Raw genomic sequence first — 23,126 nt, 5'->3', positions numbered from 1 at the left:
TTTTTACACCTATTAGAAAGAAACTAGAACGCAAAAATCATTCCTTTTTATGAAATTTGATAAGAAATCCCTTAAGTTTTTAGAAAAATATTTAAATACCTCTTCGCCTACCGGTTATGAGCATGAAGGACAGAAAGTCTGGATGGATTACATCAAGCCTTATGTTGATAAAATCGAGGTAGATCATTATGGTACATGTTACGGAATTATCAATCCTGAAGCAGAATTTAAAGTTGTCATTGAAGCGCATGCCGATGAAATTTCCTGGTATGTAAATTATATTACTGATGAAGGGCTTATTTATGTGATCCGTAACGGAGGTTCTGATCAGACCATCGCGCCTTCCAAGATCGTACATATCCATGGTGAAAACGGAATTGTAAAAGGAGTGTTTGGCTGGCCTGCGATCCATACAAGAACCAATCAGAATGAACCGACCCCTAAAATTGAAAATATATTCATTGATTGCGGTGCAACATCTAAAAAAGAAGTTGAAGATATGGGAATTTATGTTGGCTGTATGATTACATATCCCGACGAATTCTTTGAAATGAATGATCGTTATTTTGTGTGCAGGGCTTTAGACAACAGAATCGGCGGATTTATGATCGCCGAAGTTGCGCGTCTTTTGAAGGAAAATAAAAAAATACTTCCTTTCGGTTTGTACATTACCAATTCCGTTCAGGAAGAGGTCGGTTTGTATGGTGCAGATATGATTGCAGACACCATAAAACCTAACATTGCTATCGTTACTGACGTCACACACGATACCACGACTCCAATGATCGAAAAGAAAAAGGAAGGCGACCAGAAATGTGGTGCCGGTCCGGTAGTATTTTTTGCACCAAGTGTTCATCATACCATCAGGGAACTGATCATTGAAACGGCTAAAACAAAGGAAATTCCTTATCAACGGGCTGCGGCCAGCAGAATGACCGGTACGGATACTGATGCTTTTGCGCATTCTAACGGTGGCGTTCCCAGTGCATTGATTTCACTTCCTCTTCGTTATATGCACACGACTGTAGAAATGGTTTCTAAAGAAGATGTTGGAAATGTGATTAAACTGATTTACGAAACGCTGTTAAAAATCCAGCCGGAAATGAAGCTGAAATATCATTAATATGAAGCGCTTTTTTAATCATCTTATCAGAAAGCCGACATTTATATCTGTTATGACAGCATTATATTTCGGATATATTATTTTTGGTATTGTATATAAATGGTTTAATCCTCCCAAAATTGGTTCTTCGTACAAGATGGTTCTCGAAACGCTTCTCATCTTCAGTATAGTCCCTTTGGGATTATTTATAATTGACAGATTGTTGGCACTCAAAATTAACAATATTAAATTAGCAATTATTGAGACCATTATTTTTGGCAGCTTTTTCCTGTATTTGTATTAAAACTTTTGCAGATAAGAAATAAAAACAAAGTAAAGTATAAAAGTAAAATGAAAACGAAGCTTATTGCCCCTTCCCTTCTCGCTGCAGATTTCGGAAATTTACAGAGAGATATTGAAATGGTAAACAACTCCCAGGCCGACTGGTTCCATGTAGATGTAATGGACGGAAGATTTGTCCCGAATATTTCATTCGGGTTTCCGGTGATGAAAACCGTTCAGCAACATGCAAAAAAATTTGTAGACGTGCATCTTATGATTGTAGAGCCTGAAAAATATGTTGAAGAATTTATCGATCATGGAGCAGATCTTGTTTCAGTACATTATGAAGCGTGTACACATCTTCACAGAACCATTCATCACATTCAGAGTCTGGGTGCAAAAGCTGGTGTGGTCCTGAATCCTTCCACTCCTGTGCTCATGCTGGAAGACATTATTGCTGATGTTGACCTTGTATTACTGATGAGTGTAAATCCGGGTTTTGGCGGGCAAAAATTTATTGAAAACACTTATAAGAAAATTGCTGAGACAAAAGATCTGATTCTTAGCAACAATTCTACCGCGCTTATTGAAATTGACGGTGGTGTAAACGTGGACAATGCTGCGAAACTTTTTGAAGCAGGAGCAGATGTTCTGGTAGCAGGCAATGCTGTCTTTTCGGCAGAGAGTCCGGAAAGAACCATTGAACTATTAAAAATTTAAATTTTTTTAAAGTTAGATATGACAAAAAGGCAGCTCAAGAGTCTGCCTTTTCTTCTTTGCTAAAAATCAGAGTCCTTATGGTTATTAGTTAAGACTTTTTTTACTATGTAATTCTCTTCTGAATTATGATGTAAAATTGATGAAATTTTATATAAAAACCATCCGTACAAATACGTAATTTACCGTTAGGTATTTATACGGATTTCCTTTTGTTCATAAAGGTTTGAAGCTGATTTTCAGGCTACTTATTTCAAACAATAAAAAATCCGGAGAATATTATTCCCCGGACCTGTATTTTTAAGCAATTTTCTAACTAGAAAATCTCTCTTCCTGAAAAGTGAAATCTTGCTTCAATAAGAGCATTGTCGTCAGAATCTGAACCGTGTACGGCGTTTTCACCGATACTTCTTGCAAACATTTTTCTGATAGTGCCTTCTGCAGCTTCTGCAGGATTTGTAGCACCGATTAATGTTCTGAAATCTTCTACAGCATTATCTTTTTCAAGTACTGCAGCAACGATTGGTCCAGAACTCATGAATTCAACCAATTCTCCATAAAATGGTCTTTCAGCATGCACTTCATAGAATTTTTTAGCATCAGCTACAGTAAGCTGTGTAAGTTTTAATGCTTTAATTTTGAAACCTCCTTCTGCGATTTTACCTAATATAGCACCGATATGTCCGTCTGCAACTGCATCAGGCTTAATCATGGTGAATGTAATGTTAGACATATATGTATATTTTTTTAATGGCGCAAAAATACAAAAAAAATCGATTAGTTAGATTTTAAACAAATTTTAACATTAAAATAACATTTGTTAACAAATCGCACACAAAAGTTTGGCATAATAATTGTTTCTTATATTCCGATTCTCATGTTTAATTTGAGTTTTCATGGTTATTAGTTTTTACCCAGCTTAGGCTGGGTTTTTTATTTATAGTACTTTCACCGATTTCTTATCATTAAAAAAAAGACATTAAACGTAACAGCAATAGAACCAGCTATTTATTGCTTCATTTTAAATCAATGAACAGTAATGTGAATTATTTTTAAAGAAAATTGAGTTATTTTTGAGCTGCTTCCTCGGCTTCTTCCATCAGCTTGATATAAGTAGAATATCTTGAATGCTGAATCTCTCCTGATTCCAGGCCGGCAATAACAGCGCATTTTGGTTCGTTGATGTGCAGGCAGTTGTGAAATTTACATTCTTCTCTTTTTTTGAAGATTTCAGGAAAATAATGCTGCACTTCTTCTTTTTCAATATCAATCATAGCAAATTCGCGCACACCGGGTGTATCAATTACATTACCGCCAAAACTCCAGAAATGCATCTGTGCAAAAGTGGTTGTATGTTTTCCTTTAAGATGGGTATCTGAAATTTCCGATGTTTTCAAATTGAGATCTGGTTGCAAAGCATTTACCAAAGTAGATTTACCGCATCCTGAATGACCGAAAAATACAGAGGTTTTATCCTTTAAAAGTTCCTGGAGCTGATCGAGATTTAATCTGGAATAAGATGAAATTTCAAGTGTCTCGTATCTGATTTCATTATAAAGGAATTCTACATCTTTTACGATCTCAATCTCTTCTTCATGAAGAACATCAATTTTATTGAATAAAATAAGCGGAGTAATATTGTAAGCTTCACAACAGGCCAGGAATCTATCCAGAAATCCGAGGGATGTTTCCGGATGTTTTAAAGTAAAGATAAAACATGCAAGGTCAATATTGGAAGCAATAATATGGGCTTCTTTCGAAAGGTTTACGGATTTCCTGATCAGGTAATTTCTGCGGGGTTCTATTTTCGTGATCCAGGCAATATCATCCTGTTCCAGCTGAAATTCTACAAAATCACCAACAGCAAGCGGATTGGTAAGCCTGGTTTTTATAAGCTTGAATTTACCTCGGATTCTTGCTTCAAAGATTCTCCCGGTTTCCATTTCCAAAACCTGATACCAGCTTCCTGTAGATTTAATGATTTTCCCTTTCATATATTAACTTATTGCAAATATAAGAAAATAGGGCTAAGAATTCAGGCTAATGTTTATACCATCCCCTGAGTTCTCGGCCCCGAATTACTAAATGTTATCAGTATATGATTATCTGTCGATCATAATATTATTCTGAACTTCTATTGATTCTTCGTGAATTGTTTTAAACACCTTTTCAATAAATTCTTTAGACATGCCGGTTTCCACTGCTTTTTGCGTTGCATATTCCGTGATCACCTTCCATCGTTCCGGCTGGAATATAGCGATATCATTTTCTTTTTTAAGTTTTCCTATCTTTTCGGAGATTTTCATTCTTTGGGATAACAGTTCAATCAGCTGGAAGTCAATATCGGAAATTAATGTCCTGTGTCTTCCCATTTCTCCTTCAAAACCTGCAAGATCAGTACTTCTTACTTTAAGGTTGCTTATAAGTTCTGCCAGAACTTCCGGTGTAATCTGTTGGGCCGCATCACTCCATGCTTCATCCGGATTAGCATGCGTTTCAATAATAGCTCCCTGGTATCCAACGTTTAGCGCTTCCTGGGTAATATCTGCCAGGCCGGTTCTGTTTCCGCAGATGTGTGACGGATCAATCAGCATCGGAATATTTGGAAACTGGCTTTTAAAATCCAAAGCAATCTGCCAGTTTGGGTTATTTCTGTATTTTGTTTTCTGGTAGGTTGAAAATCCCCTGTGAATAACACCCAGATTTTGGATGTCCTGACCTAAAAGTCTCTCTAAAGCACCGATCCAAAGGGCAAGATCTGGATTTACCGGATTTTTAACAAGTACGGTCTTTTTTGTTCCTCTGAGTGCTACTGCAATTTCCTGTACGGTAAAAGGATTTACAGTAGAACGCGCCCCAATCCATAAAATATCTACATCAGCTTCAAGTGCAGCAAACACATGGTGTGCATTGGCAACTTCGGTAGCGGTTCTGAAGCCGTACTCTTCTTTTACTTTTTTAAGCCAGTTGAGCCCTATTACTCCTACTCCTTCAAATCCGTTTGGTTTTGTACGCGGCTTCCATATTCCTGCACGGAAAATAGGCACTTGGGCTTGTGTTTCTTTTATTCTCCTGGCTGTTTCCAGCATCTGGGTTTCACTTTCCGCACTGCATGGCCCTGCAATCATCATCGGTTGAGGAAAAGCATCAATCCAGTCGTTCTTCAATTCTTTTAAATTCATTATTCTTATTTATTTTTTGTTGATATACAGCCACGGCAATTGCATCATAAAGTTACTTTATAATTCTTTCTAAAAAATGCCGTTAAAAATATTAATGGAATCAGGAATCAGGCTGTTGTTCTCCTGTTATTTTTTGGAAAGAAATTCAGTTAGCAATACCAATAATAAAATCGATACTTCTTTTCTGAACTTCTGTAATACACTGTAGAAAAGCTAAAATAACCGCTAAAAAAAGTAGCGGGTCTAAAAACAGATAGAAATGGTTTTACTAAATTTTCCAATTGCTGATCGTTTGTTGTAAGCTTTTGTTACATTTTATTTTGTCGAAAATGCATTTTCAGGACAAATATTTAGCAAATATATAAAATTTATTTAAAGTAGAATATCCTGAATTATAAAATTTAAGTAAGGTCAAATCGCATCAGATCGTCAAGGTCTTTAAGGAGCGGATTTTTCTCAGCGAATTTTTCGAAGATTTTTCTTTTGGTCATCACTTCAATCTTAAGATTTTCAACATCACGCTGGTATATAATCTCAATAGAAAAATTGTGAACTTTTGTTTTAAAGTGATTAAAAAACTCTCGGCCTACTTTATCAAACTCCACCTTTGCAGAATCAGAAGGGAAGAAAACAGTAATCTGGTTTTCGGCTGATTTAACGAGTTTGAATGATTTGATAGCATTGAAAACGAATGTATCTTTCTTTTGCAACTGTTTCAGCAATAGATTCCATTCTGCCTGCAGATCTGTTTCCGTAAAATGATTCTGAGGAAGAGCTTCTGTTTTGACTACAACAGTTTCTTCCTCTTCAGCTTTATCTTCCTTATTTAAAAGGGCATTAATGCTGAATTCTGAAGAAAATACCTTTTTGGTTAAGGGTTTTGTAGTTTTCTTAATTTCTACTTCCTGAGGCTTGGTAATATCCTGTGTCTGAGGCTGGACCAACTCCTCTTTTTTTTCAATAATCTGTGCAGGTATTTTTATTTCCTGTTTTTCATTGAGAAAAGGAGCTAATATTATAAACTTTTTTTTTTTGAAATGTCTGCACCTGCAGTAAGTGAGGATAGCTGCATCAATGCAATTTCTACCGTAAGTCTTGGATTCTTGGAATTTTTGTAGTTAATGTCAGCGTGATTACATATTTCTATTGCATCAATCAACTGTTGCGCATTCCAATTTTGTGCCTGCTGAACGAATTTAACTTTTGTCTGCTCTCCCACTTCAATCAGGTCAATCGTAGAAGCATTCTGAGCCATCATAAGGTCTCTGAAATGATTTCCAAGTCCTGCAATAAAGATATGAGGATCAAATCCTTTTTTTACGATCTCATTAAATGCAGCAAGTACATCTGGAATTTTACCTTCTTTGGCAAGATCAACAATTTTAAGATACTGATCATAGTCAAGAATATTTAAAACTTCAGCGGCTTTTGCCAAAGTAATGTTCTTTTGTGAAAATGTAGAGAGTCTGTCGAAAATGGATAGTGCATCCCTTAGTGCGCCATCTGCTTTCTGGGCGATTAGATAAAGGGCGTCATCTTCATATTGAATATTCTCTTTCTGAGCAATATTTCTAAGATGCCCCTGAATATCTTCGATGGTGATTCTTTTGAAATCGTAAATCTGACAACGTGACAAGATGGTAGGAATAATCTTGTGTTTTTCGGTTGTTGCCAGTATAAAGATCGCATGGGCAGGCGGTTCTTCGAGAGTTTTAAGAAAAGCGTTGAAAGCTGCTGAAGACAACATATGCACCTCGTCGATGATGTATACTTTGTACTTACCCACCTGAGGGGCAAAACGTACCTGGTCTATCAGTTCGCGGATATCATCTACAGAGTTATTGGAGGCCGCATCCAGCTCATAAATATTGTATGCAAAACCGTCTTCTGAAACGGAGCCGTCTTTTTCATTGATCTTTCTGGCCAGGATTCTGGCGCAGGTAGTTTTTCCTACACCTCTGGGACCGCAGAACAATAAAGCCTGAGCCAGCTGATTTTCTCCAATCGCATGTTCTAAAGTATCCGTAATATGTGATTGCCCTACAACAGTATCAAATTGTTGTGGGCGATACTTACGTGCAGATACGATAAAATTTTCCATTGGCCAAAAGTAAGAAATATAGTTGTAATTTGAAAATTTTCAATTTCAAGTTATCCACAAAAACTTAGCATTGGTCAATAGGAAAATTTTTTCTCATCATTATTTCTGATCATAAGCGAAATCAATGATTTCAGTGATTGCTTTTTCGATTTCTTTTCTACCTTCTTCGGATTTCAGATCAATACCGCAAAACATACTGGCATTGTGCGCTGTATAGAGGTTAAGATAATATGCTCCCGATACAAGAACAGCGGCAATGGCACGGTACCTTGTTGATTTTTCTTGAAAATAAGGGTCTACAATATTTTTAAAGAGCATTTCTCCCATCTCTTCCCTTTCGTCTGCTATTTTTTTAAGAATCGGTTTGCTTTCCGAAAGTCCCCAAAGGATAATCTTCTGGAGTTCTTTATTTTTTTTAATATGTTCGTACTGATTAAGGATGGCCATTTTAGATAATTCCCTTCCACCATCTGATATATCCACTTCAATATTATCCTGATTCATTTTGCTCCAATAATCCTGAGTTCTGATATACTCGTCAATCAGTTTTTCGGTGCTTCCAAAATACTCATAAATCAGTTTTTTATCAAAACCTGCCACAGCTGCTATTTTGCTTACTTTCAGACCTGAGTAACCTTTTGTTCTTAAGATCTTTCCAACCGCGCCCAGCAGCTTTTGCTTGGTCTTTTCTTTATCCCTAATAGGGCCTTGTACAACTTTTCTAGCCATTTGTTATTTATTTTTTCGCAATATGCAATTTTTTATTGATATCTTCAAATGCATTGAGTGTTTTATCGATATGATCTCGCTCATGTGTTGCCGTCATGCTCATTCTTATTCTTGCATCTTTTCTTGCTACTGCAGGATAAATTATAGGGTTTGTATAAATCCCGCGATCCAGCAACATTTTGCCTACATCTCCTGTAATATGAGGATCTCCTATTTTTACAGGGATAACCGCAGAGCAGGTAGTCCCAGTGTCAAGCCCCAGGTCATCAAGTCCTTTTTTAAAATAATTGATATTTTCCCAAAGCTTTGTGCGCCAGTGCGGTTCTTCATCTATCAACTCTATCGCCTTTATGATACCTGTTGCAGTGGAAGGAGGTGTGGTGGCAGAAAAAATCTGCTGACGTGACTGGAATCTTATAAAATTGGCCAGTGTCTTATTTGCAATAACATATCCTCCAAGATTACCGAATGTTTTACTGAATGTTCCGGTAATGATATCTATTTTGTCCAACAATCCTGTGTTTTCAATTGTTCCTCTTCCTGTTTTTCCTAAAATCCCTACTCCATGCACGTCATCAATCATCAGATAGGCATTGTATTTTTTTACTAATTTATAAATTTCTTCAATAGGAGCAATGTCCCCATCCTGAGAATAGACACCATCAATAACTACGAGTTTTGTACGGAACTGGTTTTCAGATTTTTTTAAAATCTGCTCCAGTGCATCAAGATTATTATGAGGAAATGTTTTTCTGTTGGTAAGGATACATCCTTCATAAACACTGGCATGTACCGCCATATCTAAAATGGCAATATCTTCTTTCTGAAGAAGAATCTGTAATGTTGCGCTGTTGGTAGTATATCCCGTTGTAAAAATTACGGCTTCATCCTGTGTTCTGCCAAAAAAAGAAGATATTTTTGCTTCCAGATCTTTATGATAAGAATAGTACCCCCCGATAAGAGGTGTGGCAGCTGTTCCCGTCCCGTATTTTTCTATCCCTTCTATAGCGGCCTGTTTTACTTTTGGATGCTGGGTAAATCCCAGGTAATCACTTGTTACAAAACTTACGAACTCTTTCGTTATTTCTTCCGTACCGACTCTCATTACAGAGCTGCATCCTGTATTATTCTGTAATCTGTATCTGTGGCCGTTCTTTTTCATATACTCCAGAAAGTCGTAGTAAATGTCTGCTCGTTCCATCATATTCATTCCCGGGATATTTTCAAAATCTTTGAAAGTTGCTGTTGAAAAATTAATGTTCATCCTTTTTATGTTAATTGTTATTATAACAAATATAACATTAATTTAAAAAACAAATCTCTATTTCATTAGTATTTTTCGATAAGGCTGTAAAATTTCTATTAAAAAATCATAATACCTGTTTATATATTTAAAAGATGCAATGAAAAAACAATAAAAAGACAATAAGCATTTAGGAATTATAAAAAGATAAAGATATTATTTTCAAATATTTACAATTTATCAAGATTATAGTTTAAACTTTCGCTAAAAGCGCTTACAGAATTTTTCACCTTTAATTTTTCAAGGATATTCTGCCTGTGCCGGTTTACTGTATTGATGCTAATTGAAAGAATTCCTGCGATTTCCTTGCTGGTACACCCTTCACCAATATATTTCAGGATTTCTAATTCGCGCTTAGAAAGAATACTGGTATAATTAAGTTTATCTTCTATAACCACTTCTGCTTTTACCGAGTTGATAATCGAAAAAGATGACTGTGAAAGTTTAGACTGATCAAAATCCAGATTATACAGACAAAGCGCAAATCGTAATTGTGTTGTATGGTGAGAAAAAGTAAAACATCCTGTGTACGACAAATTTATAGATTCCGTCTTTATTTTTTATTCTTATTCTTGAAAGCACGCTGAATTCTGAACGTTTTTCAGGGTCCGTTTCTAATGAAAACTCAAAAAATCTGAGCTCATGAATATATTTCTTAAGCTTATCATCAGGATGCATTTTTTTTAGGATTTCTTCTTCCCATATAGAATCTATCACTGTAGGACGATCTTGAAAATTAAGACCAAGCTCCAAGGCTATTCCCGAACTGAATACATAACTCCTGTTATTCTGCATATCACTGAGCACGGCTATTGAATGCTCCGTTTTTGTATACATATCTGCAATATTCTTGTACACTTCCGTGTCCATCATGCATTTTTTGTTATCATATTGTTCCTGAAGAAGAACCTGATTAAGTTTTTTTACGATCTCCATAAATGGTTATTTTTCAGTATTGAGTACAATGTCTTTAAATGATATTTTTGCTAAATTAATAATATTAAAGCTATTGGAAATATCGTATAAAGAATGAAGAGAATATTTTTAAGTTTTTTTGCACTATGTACAATTAATAAAGCTATGGCACAGACACTGGAAAAAATGATGTGGTTTAACGAGCCTGAAAAATGGGAAATTAAAAACAACACCCTGAATATGTTTGTAACACCTCAAAGCGATTACTGGCGGATTTCTCATTACGGCTTTACTGTTGATGATGCTCCGTTCTTATACACCATGTACGGAGGAGAATTTGAAGCTAAGGTGAAAATAAGAGGAAATTACAAAACCAGATTCGACCAGTCCGGGCTCATGTTAAGGATTGATAAGGAAAATTACATCAAAGCTGGAATTGAATTTGTAGACGGCAAGTATAATCTGAGTACGGTAGTAACCCACACTACCAGTGACTGGAGTGTTATCACACTTGATAAAACGCCCTCGGAGGTCTGGATAAAAGCCGTAAGGAGACTTGACGCCGTAGAAATTTTCTACTCTTTTGATGATAAAAACTATACGATGATGCGCAATGCCTATCTTCAGGATAATTCACCTGTAATGGTTGGTCTTATGGCAGCATGTCCGGACGGGAACGGTTTTAATGCCGTGTTTGAAAATTTCAGTGTTAAACATTTACCGGATCTTCGCCGTCTGAAATGGCTGGAAAGCAATAAATAGATTGAGAATACTCAATACATAGTCAATTTTATTACAGCCTCTCCTGATCAGAGAGGTTTTTCATTTAATAATTATTCGGAAGATACCACGTTTTCGCATTTTTATTGTTATTTATTTCAATTTTAAGAGGATTTATTACAAATATTTAATAATTTTAAAATAATTACTTTTTTGGTTAGATATTTGAATATGAAATTTTAAACAATAAGTCTTTATTTTTTTACACACCAACATTAAAATTAATAGTATGTCAACTCACTTTATTATTCAGAAAGACTGCCTTATTAAGGTATTTTGGAAGTCTTTTTCCATACCCGTCAATTGATTTTCATAATCAACCATAAGTGTTTTGAAACCATTTTAAACAATTAATACCTTTTACGATCATGATTTTTGAAGATGAACATTCTGTAATGCAGGATAATCACAACCTTTCTTTTGTGAAAAATGTTGTAAACTTCCACGGTGACAAATCTTTTATTCTTAATTCTCTGCAGAAGATAAAGAACAATACCTTATGTAAAATGAAAAGAAAGACGATCAACAAACTTATTAAAGACTACACCCGCCACCTTAACTATATTGAGAATGAAGATATCAATTCCAAACCGGATAATTACGAGCTTTCACCGGTATATGCAAGGCAATCGTACAATAAAGTTCTGAAAGAAGATGAATATCTGCAGAAGGTTATGATGTTCCTAATGAACCAGTAATATCCTTTCTTCCTCCAGATCAATTTTCATGAGGTGCTTTCTGATAAGATCTTCATCAAAATATTGCTTTTCATCATGATTCTGCTCAATAAGCCATGCTCTTTGTGCATCAAGAAGATGGAGATAGGCATTTTTGGTTTCGGAGGAAAGCTTAATATCAGATTCTTCTTCAATTTTACCTTTCCATTTTTCATGAATCTGCTGCAGAAAAACACTTTTACCGAGAAGCTCGCTGTGATTTTCTTTTAAATGCTGAACCGTCAGTTTAGCAAGCTCACGACGAATCATGTCTTCCGCTTCTTCGTCCGGCAGATGATCGTCATATTCAGGAAGATCAACTTTTCTGATGATAAGCGGCAGCGTAAGTCCCTGAACAACCAGCGTAGTGAGAATAACAATGAATGTAATAAAAAGAATGAGGTTTCGCTGAGGAAAATCCGGTCCTCCCGGATATAACTTTACGGGAATCGATAAGGCGGCCGCTAAAGACACTACTCCTCTCATACCCGTCCATCCCAGAATAGCCGGTACTTTAAACCCAGGATTCCTGCTGTCTGCAACCGTAATAAAATTTCTAGCAATCAGCGTTACAACAACGGCTCCGTACGCAGAAAGGATTCTTACCAATACCAAAACAGCCGTAATCAATAAACCATAACCGATAGCCGATGAAATACTCACCCCTTCCAGTCCGGATGTAATTTCCGGGAGTTCAAGACCTATTAAAATAAAAACAATTCCGTTTAAAGCAAATGCGAGACTTTCCCAAACGTTAATTCCCCGAAGACGAGATGAGGTACTGAGGAAATTATGACGGTTATTCGAAAGCAATAATCCACCGCTTACCACCGCCAAAACGCCGGAACTGTGAACTTCTTCCGCTGCAATATACATCAGATACGGCGCTACAATGGTAAGAATAGTATCCATATTGGCGTCTGTAGGAAGAATTTTCTGTCCTTTCATAAACAGCCAGCCGACAAGCACACCTATGCCGATTCCTCCGATGAGCATCCATGAAAAGCTTAATGCAGCTTCATGCCAAATAAACTGACCCGTTGCAACGGCAATCATGGCAAAACGGAAAATAATCAATGAAGAAGCATCATTCAAAAGGCTTTCGCCTTCCAGAATGGAAGACATTCTTTTCGGCACTTTCACAAATTTAAGAATAGCGCCTGCGCTTACAGCATCCGGTGGTGAAACAATACCTCCCAATAAAAATCCCAGCGCAAGAGAAAATCCCGGAATAAAATGATTGGCCACGAATGCAACTGTTGTAGCAGTAAGAAATACCACAATAAAGGCAAAACTCCCTACAATCCGCCTCCACTTCCAAAGTTCTTTCCATGAAATTGCCCATGCAGCTTCATATAATAAAGGCGGCAGAAAAATGATAAAGATTAGTTCAGGGTCTATTTTTACTACAGGAATGTTGGGTATCGAACTGATAATCAAACCTGCAACAACCAATAAAACAGGATATGCAACCTTAATTTTATTAGCCAGCATAATAAGAAGGACAATAATAATAATCAGTACTAAATAAAAAGGAAAGTTTTGTATCATCCGGTGATTTTTCAACATTAAATGTAATAATTTTCTGCAATAAATCTTCTTTAAGAAAGGAAGAAACATAAGATAACTTTATATATCGTAAATTTTTATATCACTTAAATTTGATAAATTTAAAAAACGGTAAAATTTTACCTACCACACGAGTACCACATTTTTAACTTTGCCAATTCCTGTTTCTAATTGTTAATCTGCGTATTGGAAAGGGTTATACAGTTGTTTGCAGGATAAATAAAATAAAAATTAATCGTTAAATAAGATATTATTCAAAACATAAGGCATAGTATTTGTAAACATTAGTATCAACACATTCACCCAACTTTGAATAATAACTCAAACACACAAAATATCATGAACGTTGCAGATTTAAAAATCAATAATTTAGTAGAATACAAAAATCAGATTTATAATATCACTGAAATTTTTCAGGATAATGAAAAAGATTATTTTGTGAAAATTGAAAACGACATTCACAGTTTTTCTGTTCCGGCAGCATCAATAAAGCCGATACACATTACTGAAGAATGGCTGGAAAAATTCGGTTTTTCAAGAACATACAGTTCAGAACAACGTATCAGATACGAAAGACCGGAAGCATTTATTAAATACGATATTGACCTAAGCTCAAGAAAAATCGTAGAGGGATTGAAAATCTATGGAAATTCGATCAGATGTAAGTATATTCATGAGTTTCAAAATATTTTCTCATGTCTGTTCGGAAAAGAGCCGGCAACCATGAGCTACCGATTAGTAGGCACCGAATCTTAAATTATAATATATTTTCTAATTCAGAAAGAAGCTGTTTCAACATTTGAAACAGCTTCTTTTTTTTTAGTTCTTATCCAGATAATTCTTTATGATTTTTAAAACTCCGAAATTATCATTGGAGCATGCTTCAAAACTTGCAGCTTCCTTTACGGAAGGATGTGCATTTTTCATCGCATAAGAATATTTGGAATTCTTCAGCATTTCAATATCATTCATATAATCTCCGAAAGCCATCGTCTGCTGTGGAGAGATATCCAGGGCATTCTGGAGTTTTTCCAAAGCATTTCCTTTATTGATGTTCTTATTCATGATATCAAGCCAGTATTTCCCGGAAACCACAACTTCCAGATTATATTTTTCAAAATCTTTTACAAAAGGATAAACGTTTAATTCAGATCCTTCAGGATGATATACTGCAATTTTAAATACACTGTCGTCTTTTTTTGAAGTTAAATCATCTACAATTTCATTATCAGTATAAAATTGGGAAATATATTTGATAAAAGCAGCTTCATCGGTTTCAACATACGCTTTTTTCTTACCCGACAGAACCGCCATTGCACCAGGAATTTTTCTGATAGATTTTATGATTTCAACGATGTGCTCCTGTTCCATTTTATCGGCAAAGAGTTCCTGATTTCTGTAGATTACATAACCTCCGTTTTCTGCAATAAATGCCATTTCGTTTTCCAGATCCCCAAAATATTTGGTAATGCCGAGCATCTGTCTTCCACTGGCCGGAACAAATAAGATATTTCTTTTTTTAAGCTCTTCATATACTTCCGGAAATTCGGGGCTTACCTCATGCTCAGAATTGAGAAAAGTACCATCCATATCCGTTACAATCATCCTGATATCATCCATAAAAATATTTTTCAGTGTCAAAATTTAAACAAATATATTATTTAAAATTTTAATAGAATTTTACTATTCACGTTGCTATATTAATTAACAATACAACAAATACTTTCCAATTACATTTATATTATCTTAAAATATGAATTAAATATTAATTTTATTCTTAAATTTACCCAAAATTCATAATCTAAAGTTTTTATTTCTCAGTAATGAAAAACGTCCGGCTGACATTATTATTATTTTTATGTGTCTGTATTACAGCGTACTCACAATCAAGAACAAGCCGCGAAGAATTTAAACTTAAAGTAAAAGCAAATTCCAAACTTTTCACATCGGATATCAATAAGGCTTATCCTGAAATCAACGGTCTCATTAAAACTTCCAGAATATTAAAAGATTCTATATCCGAAATGCAGCTTCTGGAGAAAAAGTGCAGATATTTTTACAATAAAAACCTTGTAGACAGCCTTATTCTTTCTTCATATCAGCTTCAGAATGCTTCAGAACGATATGAAGATGTATATTATCAGGCCATGGCCAATGTTTATATGGCTGAAAGCTTTTCCATTAATAAGTTTTATGACAAGGCCATTGTTCATCTGAATAAAGCCTATTCCCTTCTTCAAAAGAACCAGTCGAACAGTAAGAAAATATTTTATGCGAAAGCCAATCTTCTCAGCAGCTTTGCCAATCTTTATTTAGACAAAGGCGAACCGAGAAAGGCCTCTCAAAAGATCATGGAAGAAATAAAAAGCGGTAAAGAAATTCATGACAAGAATGAATATGCCGATTTTCAATATCTTAATTACTCTAATCTCGCAAGCATCTATGCTGAATATGATATTGATTCCGCATTTTTCTTTGCTCAAAAATCGATCAGCATAAAACCGATGGTCACGGCAGAAGAGAAATCCATGGCCAGTAACTTTATGGTACTCGGAAAGTATTATAAAAAGAAAAAAGAGTATGAAAAATCTGTGGAAAATTTTCATAAAGCGCTCAAAATAATCCACAGAACCGGTGTTGAACTTAATCTCAACGATTCATACCTTGCACTTCAGGAAATTTATACGGAAACCGGTAAAAAAGACAGTGCCGCTTATTATGAGAATAAGATCAAGCAAAAAGATCTGCAGATCCTTCAGAGTAAATACAATTCGCTGCAGGAAGTTATCCATAAAGATGAAGAAGAACAAAATAAAAACAGGCTCAGAAGTTTTTTAATCTGGATTTTTTCAGTTATTGCTGTTTTGGCTGCATCTGTATTTTTTTATATGAGACTTAAAAAGAAAAAGACTATTGAAAACAATCACAACCTTCATGAACTTTATAATCATCTCATCACACTGATCCAAAATAATGATCCCGGTTTTATGTTTGCTTTTGAAAATGCATTCCCGGAATTTTCCGACAAATTGTTAAAGATCAACCCGGAACTCCAGCAATCGGAAATAGAATTTTGTGCACTTTTAAAATTAAAGCTTACCACGAAAGAAATCGCCAGATATACTTTTATTGAAACACGGACGGTTCAAAACAAAAAATACAGATTACGGAAAAAACTAGAAATTCCTCAATCGGTAGATATCTATAACTGGATTGATACTATTTAAATTATTATTGTCGAAAATCATAAGAATCAGGCTTTGAAATAAATTTCAAAGCCTGATTCTTTATCTTGTACATCGATCTAAAAAAAATTACAATATTATTAAAAGTTTAAAAATAAACACCAAATACCCATAAAAGTATCAAATGAGTATCTATATATTTATTAATTCATTAAAAAAATACATGAATAATTAAATCCAATATATAAATTTGTCCGACTGAATCACACCATATATCATCAAATATTCCCTTTCCGTAATTTAATTTTTTAACATTTATTCAAATACATTATTATGGTAAAAAACGCTTCTTTTAGTTTAAGAAAGGCTGTCATTCTTTTTGGATTGGGACTTACTGGTTTTGTACACAGCCAGTCATGGGAAAATGTGGGCTCATCCTCAGTTATTTCAGCAGGGAATTCGAGTTATAACAATCTGGCAGTTGATGCCTTGGGTAATTATTATGTTTCTTATTATGATGTATCTGTTGCCCAGGGATCTGTACAAAAATTCGACGGAACATCTATTTCTTATCTTGGCGGATCTCCCGGTATTACTCAGGGAACAGCCACTTATAACGCTTTGGTTGCAGATAATCAGGGAAATATTTATTACAGTAATCAGTCATTTTCCCCGACTACCGGAATGGCGGTAAGAAAATTCAGTGCAGGATCATGGAGTGTGCTTACGCAAGCTACCAATTCTATCGTAAACTATCAGGCGCTTGCGGTATCATCTAACAACACGCTTTTTGCTTATGGATCAGACGGATCCGGAACCGTAAGGAGATATAACAGCAACGGAAGCTGGGAACAACTTGGAAATGCAGGCTTTGCGGGAGGTGCCACTTTTGCTGAAATGGCAGTGGGTTCTGATAATAATGTTTATGCGTGTCAGGTGACAGGTGGTACTGTAAATGTTTACAGAATCAGCGCCAATGCTTCATCATCAGATTCCTGGACACTGGTTGGCGGTACTCCGGCAGGAAACGCTTACAGCTCGGATAATTCTTATTCCGATATTGCGATGTATAATGATACTCCTTTTGTAGTATATGTTTCCAGTACTGCAGAAGGAAGAAAACTCAATGTAAAAAAATTCAACGGTACATCCTGGGTACAAGTAGGTAATGCCAACTTTTCCGATACTGTTGTAAACAACACGGCCATTGCTGTATCCCCAAACGGAACGCCATATGTTATTGCTGCCGTCTGGGACAGTTCCAGCTCCGATAACGGAAGAAATTTTGTATATCGCTTTGATGCTTCTACCGGAAGCTGGATAAAAGTGGGAGGAAATTTTATTTCATCCGGAGTTTCTACTTTTAATGATATTGCCGTAGATCCTGTGAATAATTACCTGGTTGTAGCGTATTCAGAGAACGGAACAAATTTAAAAAGAATTTCATTAAATGCGCTGTCCGTAAATGATGTTAAAAATAACGACTCATTTTCAGTATATCCAAATCCTACCCATGGAACGGTTACAATTAAAAGCGGGTCTAAAATAAGATCCGCGGAAATAATAAGCGCCTCCGGACAGACTGTTAATGCAAAAATTACAGATAATCAGGTTGATTTTTCCAGTACTGCTAAAGGATTTTATCTTCTGAAAGTAACATTGGAAAATGGTGCCACATCCGTGAAAAAGATCATTAAAGAATAATAAAAAGTAAAGATTCGGTAAATTAGGATGGCCTGGGGATTTCATATTTGAAGTTCTCAGGTTTTTTATAAAATTATGGCTGCAGTTTTATCCAGACGCTTACTGAACAGCCATTCACTGAAAATACTGCTTTACCGGTTTCATCTGTTGTTATTTCCTCTGTTCTGTGACCAAGAAAATCTTTAAATTTTGAATTCGCATTTTCCTGTCCAAGATCTATTTCCTTGAAACCTTCATCACCGTTGGAGATAATCGTTACACAGCCGAATTTTTCATCGATACCTTTTCTTACCCAGGCAATACAATCAGGATGATCAAAATATCTGATCTGTTCTCCTATTGCAAACTTTTGTCTGGCGATCAGCAGTTTTGGCAACGCTTCAATTTTAGGCATGGTAACACTTACCTCTTTTCCGTCTACAAGATCGGTATATTCCGCCCCGAAAAGATCCGGATAAAATATACAGGGATAAGCATCTTCGGAAAGCAAAATAATGGCATAGGCAATAGGTTTAAACCAGTCACGCACCGTAGATTCCAAAGCCTGAAGCTTCTGTGTATCGTGATTTTCAACAAATGAAACCGAAAAAACAGGCTTTTCTTCCAGCAAGCTTCCTTCCAGAATACGGCTAAGATCGTACGCTTTTCCTTCTTCCGATGCTTTAAAAAAATTATAATGCAAAGGAGCATCAAAACAGGAAATCAGATCATTCATTTTATCGGAAAAAGCCGTTATTTTTTTAACATCATCTTTCCAGAACTCCCCTAAAATATAGCAATCAGGATTCAGCTCTGTTTTTATGTAAGTAATCCATTCCTTCAGAAAATCGGAAGATAGATGTTTCAGCGCATCCAATCGCAATCCATCTGCCTTGGTGGTTTCGAGATACCATTTGATCCAGTTTTTCATTTCCTGAACAACATGAGGATTCCGGTATTCTACATCAGCTCCCATCAGGTAATCGTAATTTCCTAATTGATGACTTACGTCGTCAGTCCATTCTGTACCGTATTCATTATGAATTTTAAAAATTCCGGTCTGTTCTCCGCCATCTTTATAAACAATATCAATCCCGCTAAAACATTGGTAATCCCATATAAAATCCGAATATTTCCCTTGTCTTCCGGGAAAAGTAAATTTGGTCTGTGCAGTTACTTCAAATGGTTCTGAAATAATCTTGTTACGGTCTTCCTCGTCCACTTGGTGAACTTTTATTTTTTCATCTTCATCGGCTCCCATTCTGTGGTTAAGCACGATATCGGCATATACTGCAATTCCGTGATGATGCGCTTTTTCAATGGCATTTACATATTCTTCTTTTGTTCCGTAACGGGTAGCAATTCCTCCTTTCTGATCAAACTCTCCCAGATCATAAAGATCATAAATATCGTATCCCCTTCCTTCGAGACCCAGATTACATTTTGTAGCCGGCGGAAGCCATGCAGCGCTTATTCCAAGGCTTTTTAAATATTCTGCATTTTCTGCAAATTCATTCCAAAGTTTACCCTTGTAATACCAATGGAAATATTGTATAATTACTCCGTTCATAATCTATAGCACTCTAGGCTTATTCATTTGATTTAAACGAATATCTTAAATAAATTTATTAAAAATTATGATTGCACTCAATTCTGAAATATAGATGATTGTGACTTTGCTCATAATTAGTTCATAATATTGATACTATATTTGTTAAACACCTCTAAACATAATTGTATGAAAGCAAAACACATTCCCGGAGTCCCCAAGCAGAAAAGCGGAGGATTTCATGATACCGAAAGTACAAAGCCATATAAAGATATTGAAATAGATGCCCAATTTGAAATCCTTAAAAAACGTTTTTTTTCCATTAATGAATGGGAAAATTATTGCGGGAAGGCATCTTCAGAATTTAAACATTTTAGTGAATCCGGGCAGCCGGTTACGAGAATTCCTCAAAGAGGAGATTTCATAAGAATCGGCATTCCTGGCCCGGGTACGGAAGAAGCCGGAGGATACGACTGGGTAGAAATTGTAAATATTGCCCACCGGGAAAAAGATCATTACGAATCTTTTCTTATTTCGTGCAGACCGTCAAGAGATCCTAATCAGCCGAAAGGACGTATTGCTCATTTCTACAATCGTTCGGCAACATCAAATATTTTGATTGCTAAAGAAGGCAATATTCTGAAAGTCGGTGTTTACGGCAGGAATGAAAAACCTAATTTTAATGCCGGATTTATGGATAAAATCAGGAATTTTATGATTGCAGCCGGAGGAATGATCGGTATCGCCAAGATACAGTGGAAACTTCTTACCCAAGGTCTTCTTGATTTTTAAAAATTAAATTTATATTATTCCCGCAGTGTGGCCGCTTTTGCATATGCCCAGTTTTGTATGTCTTGAATTAATAATTGCAGAAGATATATTATTATTTCATAGGCATTATAAATAGGTTTATCTTACAAATTTTTAGTTCAGCTTGCTTTCTTGGATCATTTCGTTGTGATCCATGCATTAATATATTCTCTGTTCATCCTTGCAATATTGTCCAGCGAAATATTTTTCGGACATTCCACTTCGCATGCTCCTATCACAGAACAGTTTCCGAAACCTTCTTCATCCATTGCTTTTACCATATTCAGAACTCTTCTTCTGGCTTCTACCTTTCCCTGCGGAAGCAGTGCAAAATGAGAAACTTTAGCTCCCACAAACAGCATCGCGGCACCGTTTGGACAACAGGCAACACAGGCACCACAACTGATACAGGCTGCAGCATCCATCGCTTTATCGGCATTTTCTTTCGGAACAGCAATTGCATTGGCATCGAGCGTATTCCCTGAAGTGTTGACGGAAATAAACCCTCCCGCTGCCATAACCCTGTCAAAAGCACTGCGGTCTGTAATAAGATCTTTAATTACAGGAAAGGCAACACTTCTCCAGGGTTCAACAACAATTGTTTCACCATCCGTAAACATTCTCATATGAAGCTGACAGGTAGTAATTCCGGTATCCGGACCATGTGCCCTTCCGTTGATATATAAAGAACATGTACCGCAGATTCCTTCACGACAGTCGTGGTCAAAAGCGATTGGCTCTTTATCTTCACGGATAAGTTGTTCGTTAAGAATATCAAGCATTTCCAGAAAAGATGAATCAACAGAAACTTCAGAAACTTTATATATTTCAAACTGTCCTTTTGTTTTGCTGTTTTTTTGTCTCCAGATCTTCAAGGTAAGATTTAGTGTTTTTTTAGCAGTCATATAATTATTTTTTTGATTGGGTAATTTTTAAATATACACTTAAATCATTGCTGCTTTTATGAGCATCCTCATATTCAGCTAAATATTTAGATACCACATATACGAATTTTGTACAAAGATGGTCTTATAGTTGCAGATTTATCACCAATCAATAATCACTAAATATAATTTATTATGGAAACTAAAACACCAGCTAAAAAAACGGCTGCAAAAACAACAACAACAACAACAACTTCTAAATCTTCTTCTAAAACATCATCTAAATCAACAGCAAAAACTCCTGCTAAAAAAAGCGCAGCGAAAGAGCTTAAAGATCTTTTTGAAGATTCATTAAAAGATATCTATTGGGCAGAAAAAGCACTGGTAAAAGCATTGCCTACAATGATGAAAAATGCTACGGATGAAAAGCTGAAAACCTCTATTGAAAACCACCTTGCCGAAACAGAAAACCAGGTAGTAAGACTTGAAGAATGCTTTAAAGCTTTGGGTAAAAAGGCACAGGCAAAAAAATGTGATGCTATGCAGGGACTTCTTGATGAGGCAAAAAGCATTATTGAAGAAACCGAACCGGGAACTGTAAGAGATGCCGGAATTATTGCAGCAGCCCAGAAAGTTGAACATTACGAAATTGCAACCTACGGAACACTTGCCGCATTTGCAAAAGTCTTAAAAGAAGAAGACTGCCTAAAATATCTTCTTGAAACACTAAATGAAGAAAAAAAATGTGATGAACTGTTGACTAAGGTAGCCGATACCAATCTTAACAGTAAAGCTATGTAAACGCAAATTTTAGCATATCAGTAAGAGGTCTTTTAGAGGCCTCTTTCTTTTTTAAACTGACTTTAAATATTATAAAAATCTCACAAATGTGGTATTTTTTTTATTAATACTGCTACCACATGGTTTATTTTTTGATTTTATTTAAAGGTAATTCAACTAAGTTCATTGTTGGACGATAAAATTTAATATATGATAATTAGTGAAGATTTATTACTAAAATATGGGGCATTTTATGAAAAGTATGAACCCGGTGAAACGATCTTTTATGAAGGAAATATGCCTAAATTTTATTTTCAGATTTCCAGCGGTATTGTAGAGCTTAATAACTATCATGAGGACGGCAAGGAATTTACTCAGAATATTTTAATGCAGGGCCAGAGTTTAGGAGAATCTTTTTTATTTGATGATAAATTGTATCCCACCAACGCAACGGCTAAAACCGAATGCAAGATTCTTAAACTTCCTAAAAATGATTTTATCAATCTTCTGAAGAATAATCCTGAAGTTTCTTCAAAAATGTTCCGGTGTCTTGCAGATATTTTATACAATAAATATATTATGCTTTTTAATATTTCTTCTTCGGATCCAATATCGAAAATCAAAACAGTAATGGATTGTCTTAAGGGGAACAACAATAAAAACCAGTACTCATACGAAGTTCCGCTTACGAGACAGCAGCTTGCAAATCTTACAGGTCTCCGTGTGGAAACGGTAATAAGAACCATCAAGAAAATGCACAACAGCAACCTCGTGAAAATAGAAAACAGAAAAATTTATTATTAGAGATAGAATTACTTTTTATATGATTTGATTAAGAG

General features: G+C 35.6%; 23 protein-coding genes. 10 read left to right on the top strand and 13 right to left on the bottom strand.

The annotated features are described in order from the left end of the window. Positions 1–49: 49 nt before the first annotated feature. Together chrP and rpe are read left to right on the top strand one after the other, a co-directional pair. Positions 50–1,123 (top strand): chryseobasin maturation metalloprotease ChrP, encoded by a 1,074-nt coding sequence (gene chrP, locus M0D58_RS02260; RefSeq protein ID WP_248393353.1) that lies wholly within the window; start codon positions 50–52, stop codon positions 1,121–1,123. A 330-nt stretch (positions 1,124–1,453) separates the two neighbouring features. Then, a complete protein-coding gene (gene rpe, locus M0D58_RS02255; protein ID WP_248393350.1) occupies positions 1,454–2,104 on the top strand; it encodes a ribulose-phosphate 3-epimerase in 651 nt (216 codons plus the stop codon). Positions 2,105–2,417: 313 nt separating this feature from the next. Here the strand turns inward: rpe and M0D58_RS02250 are convergent, their stop codons facing one another. The 9 genes from M0D58_RS02250 to M0D58_RS02210 all read right to left on the bottom strand — a co-directional run bounded on the left by M0D58_RS02250 (position 2,418) and on the right by M0D58_RS02210 (position 10,352). Continuing rightward, complete coding sequence (locus tag M0D58_RS02250) at positions 2,418–2,834, bottom strand: nucleoside-diphosphate kinase (protein WP_248393340.1); 417 nt, start codon at positions 2,832–2,834, stop codon at positions 2,418–2,420. A gap of 334 nt (positions 2,835–3,168) precedes the next feature. Continuing rightward, positions 3,169–4,095 carry a ribosome small subunit-dependent GTPase A gene (rsgA, locus tag M0D58_RS02245; RefSeq protein WP_248393338.1) on the bottom strand — a complete coding sequence of 309 codons (927 nt, stop codon included), beginning with the start codon at positions 4,093–4,095 and terminating at the stop codon, positions 3,169–3,171. A 108-nt stretch (positions 4,096–4,203) separates the two neighbouring features. Then, complete coding sequence (locus M0D58_RS02240; protein WP_248393336.1) at positions 4,204–5,283, bottom strand: chorismate mutase; 1,080 nt, start codon at positions 5,281–5,283, stop codon at positions 4,204–4,206. Between the two features lie 401 nt (positions 5,284–5,684). Further along, positions 5,685–6,227, bottom strand: a complete 543-nt coding sequence (locus M0D58_RS02235) for a hypothetical protein (protein WP_248393334.1) — start codon at positions 6,225–6,227, stop codon at positions 5,685–5,687. Between the two features lie 71 nt (positions 6,228–6,298). After that, on the bottom strand, positions 6,299–7,384 hold the full coding sequence (dnaX, locus tag M0D58_RS02230) for a DNA polymerase III subunit gamma/tau (RefSeq protein ID WP_248393331.1): 1,086 nt from the start codon (positions 7,382–7,384) through the stop codon (positions 6,299–6,301). A gap of 99 nt (positions 7,385–7,483) precedes the next feature. Beyond that, positions 7,484–8,113, bottom strand: coding sequence for a TetR/AcrR family transcriptional regulator (locus M0D58_RS02225; RefSeq protein WP_066439332.1), 630 nt, complete (start codon positions 8,111–8,113; stop codon positions 7,484–7,486). Between the two features lie 7 nt (positions 8,114–8,120). Beyond that, the gene (locus M0D58_RS02220; protein WP_248393326.1) at positions 8,121–9,377 is read right to left on the bottom strand and encodes an aminotransferase class I/II-fold pyridoxal phosphate-dependent enzyme; all 1,257 of its coding nucleotides are present in this window, start codon (positions 9,375–9,377) and stop codon (positions 8,121–8,123) included. Positions 9,378–9,586: 209 nt separating this feature from the next. Further along, complete coding sequence (locus M0D58_RS02215) at positions 9,587–9,814, bottom strand: helix-turn-helix domain-containing protein (protein WP_248393324.1); 228 nt, start codon at positions 9,812–9,814, stop codon at positions 9,587–9,589. A 67-nt stretch (positions 9,815–9,881) separates the two neighbouring features. Beyond that, a complete protein-coding gene (locus M0D58_RS02210; protein ID WP_248393321.1) occupies positions 9,882–10,352 on the bottom strand; it encodes a hypothetical protein in 471 nt (156 codons plus the stop codon). A gap of 93 nt (positions 10,353–10,445) precedes the next feature. Here M0D58_RS02210 and M0D58_RS02205 point away from each other — a divergent pair, with 93 nt between their 5' ends. Both M0D58_RS02205 and M0D58_RS02200 read left to right on the top strand, forming a co-directional pair. Beyond that, on the top strand, positions 10,446–11,093 hold the full coding sequence (locus tag M0D58_RS02205; RefSeq protein WP_248393318.1) for a DUF1349 domain-containing protein: 648 nt from the start codon (positions 10,446–10,448) through the stop codon (positions 11,091–11,093). 386 nt (positions 11,094–11,479) lie between these two features. Then, on the top strand, positions 11,480–11,809 hold the full coding sequence (locus tag M0D58_RS02200) for a hypothetical protein (RefSeq protein ID WP_248393315.1): 330 nt from the start codon (positions 11,480–11,482) through the stop codon (positions 11,807–11,809). Here the strand turns inward: M0D58_RS02200 and M0D58_RS02195 are convergent. Continuing rightward, a complete protein-coding gene (locus tag M0D58_RS02195; protein WP_248393312.1) occupies positions 11,795–13,378 on the bottom strand; it encodes a Na+/H+ antiporter in 1,584 nt (527 codons plus the stop codon). The genes M0D58_RS02200 and M0D58_RS02195 overlap by 15 nt on opposite strands. Before the next feature lie 357 nt (positions 13,379–13,735). On the opposite strand from M0D58_RS02195, the gene M0D58_RS02190 reads away from it, so the two are divergent. After that, complete coding sequence (locus M0D58_RS02190; protein ID WP_248393309.1) at positions 13,736–14,152, top strand: hypothetical protein; 417 nt, start codon at positions 13,736–13,738, stop codon at positions 14,150–14,152. A gap of 63 nt (positions 14,153–14,215) precedes the next feature. Here M0D58_RS02190 and M0D58_RS02185 read toward each other — a convergent pair whose 3' ends face one another. Then, complete coding sequence (locus tag M0D58_RS02185; protein ID WP_248393306.1) at positions 14,216–15,016, bottom strand: HAD family hydrolase; 801 nt, start codon at positions 15,014–15,016, stop codon at positions 14,216–14,218. Positions 15,017–15,219: 203 nt separating this feature from the next. On the opposite strand from M0D58_RS02185, the gene M0D58_RS02180 reads away from it, so the two are divergent. Together M0D58_RS02180 and M0D58_RS02175 are read left to right on the top strand one after the other, a co-directional pair. Continuing rightward, a complete protein-coding gene (locus M0D58_RS02180; RefSeq protein ID WP_248393304.1) occupies positions 15,220–16,623 on the top strand; it encodes a helix-turn-helix transcriptional regulator in 1,404 nt (467 codons plus the stop codon). A 291-nt stretch (positions 16,624–16,914) separates the two neighbouring features. Beyond that, positions 16,915–18,285 (top strand): T9SS type A sorting domain-containing protein, encoded by a 1,371-nt coding sequence (locus tag M0D58_RS02175; RefSeq protein ID WP_248393301.1) that lies wholly within the window; start codon positions 16,915–16,917, stop codon positions 18,283–18,285. A 73-nt stretch (positions 18,286–18,358) separates the two neighbouring features. Here M0D58_RS02175 and M0D58_RS02170 read toward each other — a convergent pair whose 3' ends face one another. Then, positions 18,359–19,834: an alpha-amylase gene (locus tag M0D58_RS02170; RefSeq protein WP_248393296.1), complete on the bottom strand. Its 1,476-nt coding sequence runs from the start codon at positions 19,832–19,834 to the stop codon at positions 18,359–18,361. Between the two features lie 168 nt (positions 19,835–20,002). Here M0D58_RS02170 and M0D58_RS02165 point away from each other — a divergent pair, with 168 nt between their 5' ends. Further along, a complete protein-coding gene (locus M0D58_RS02165; protein ID WP_248393294.1) occupies positions 20,003–20,605 on the top strand; it encodes a hypothetical protein in 603 nt (200 codons plus the stop codon). Positions 20,606–20,760: 155 nt separating this feature from the next. Here M0D58_RS02165 and M0D58_RS02160 read toward each other — a convergent pair whose 3' ends face one another. Then, entirely contained in the window at positions 20,761–21,528 is a 768-nt protein-coding gene (locus M0D58_RS02160) for a succinate dehydrogenase/fumarate reductase iron-sulfur subunit (RefSeq protein ID WP_248393288.1), read from the bottom strand. Positions 21,529–21,702: 174 nt separating this feature from the next. On the opposite strand from M0D58_RS02160, the gene M0D58_RS02155 reads away from it, so the two are divergent. Continuing rightward, positions 21,703–22,308: a YciE/YciF ferroxidase family protein gene (locus M0D58_RS02155; protein WP_248393287.1), complete on the top strand. Its 606-nt coding sequence runs from the start codon at positions 21,703–21,705 to the stop codon at positions 22,306–22,308. 189 nt (positions 22,309–22,497) lie between these two features. Next, positions 22,498–23,091, top strand: coding sequence for a Crp/Fnr family transcriptional regulator (locus M0D58_RS02150; protein ID WP_248393286.1), 594 nt, complete (start codon positions 22,498–22,500; stop codon positions 23,089–23,091). Positions 23,092–23,126 lie beyond the last annotated feature (35 nt).

Source organism: Chryseobacterium nepalense, assembly GCF_023195755.1.
GTDB classification, from domain to species: domain Bacteria; phylum Bacteroidota; class Bacteroidia; order Flavobacteriales; family Weeksellaceae; genus Chryseobacterium; species Chryseobacterium nepalense.
Note: the sequence above shows the minus strand (reverse complement) of the source record. Positions and strands in the feature narration are given on the sequence as shown.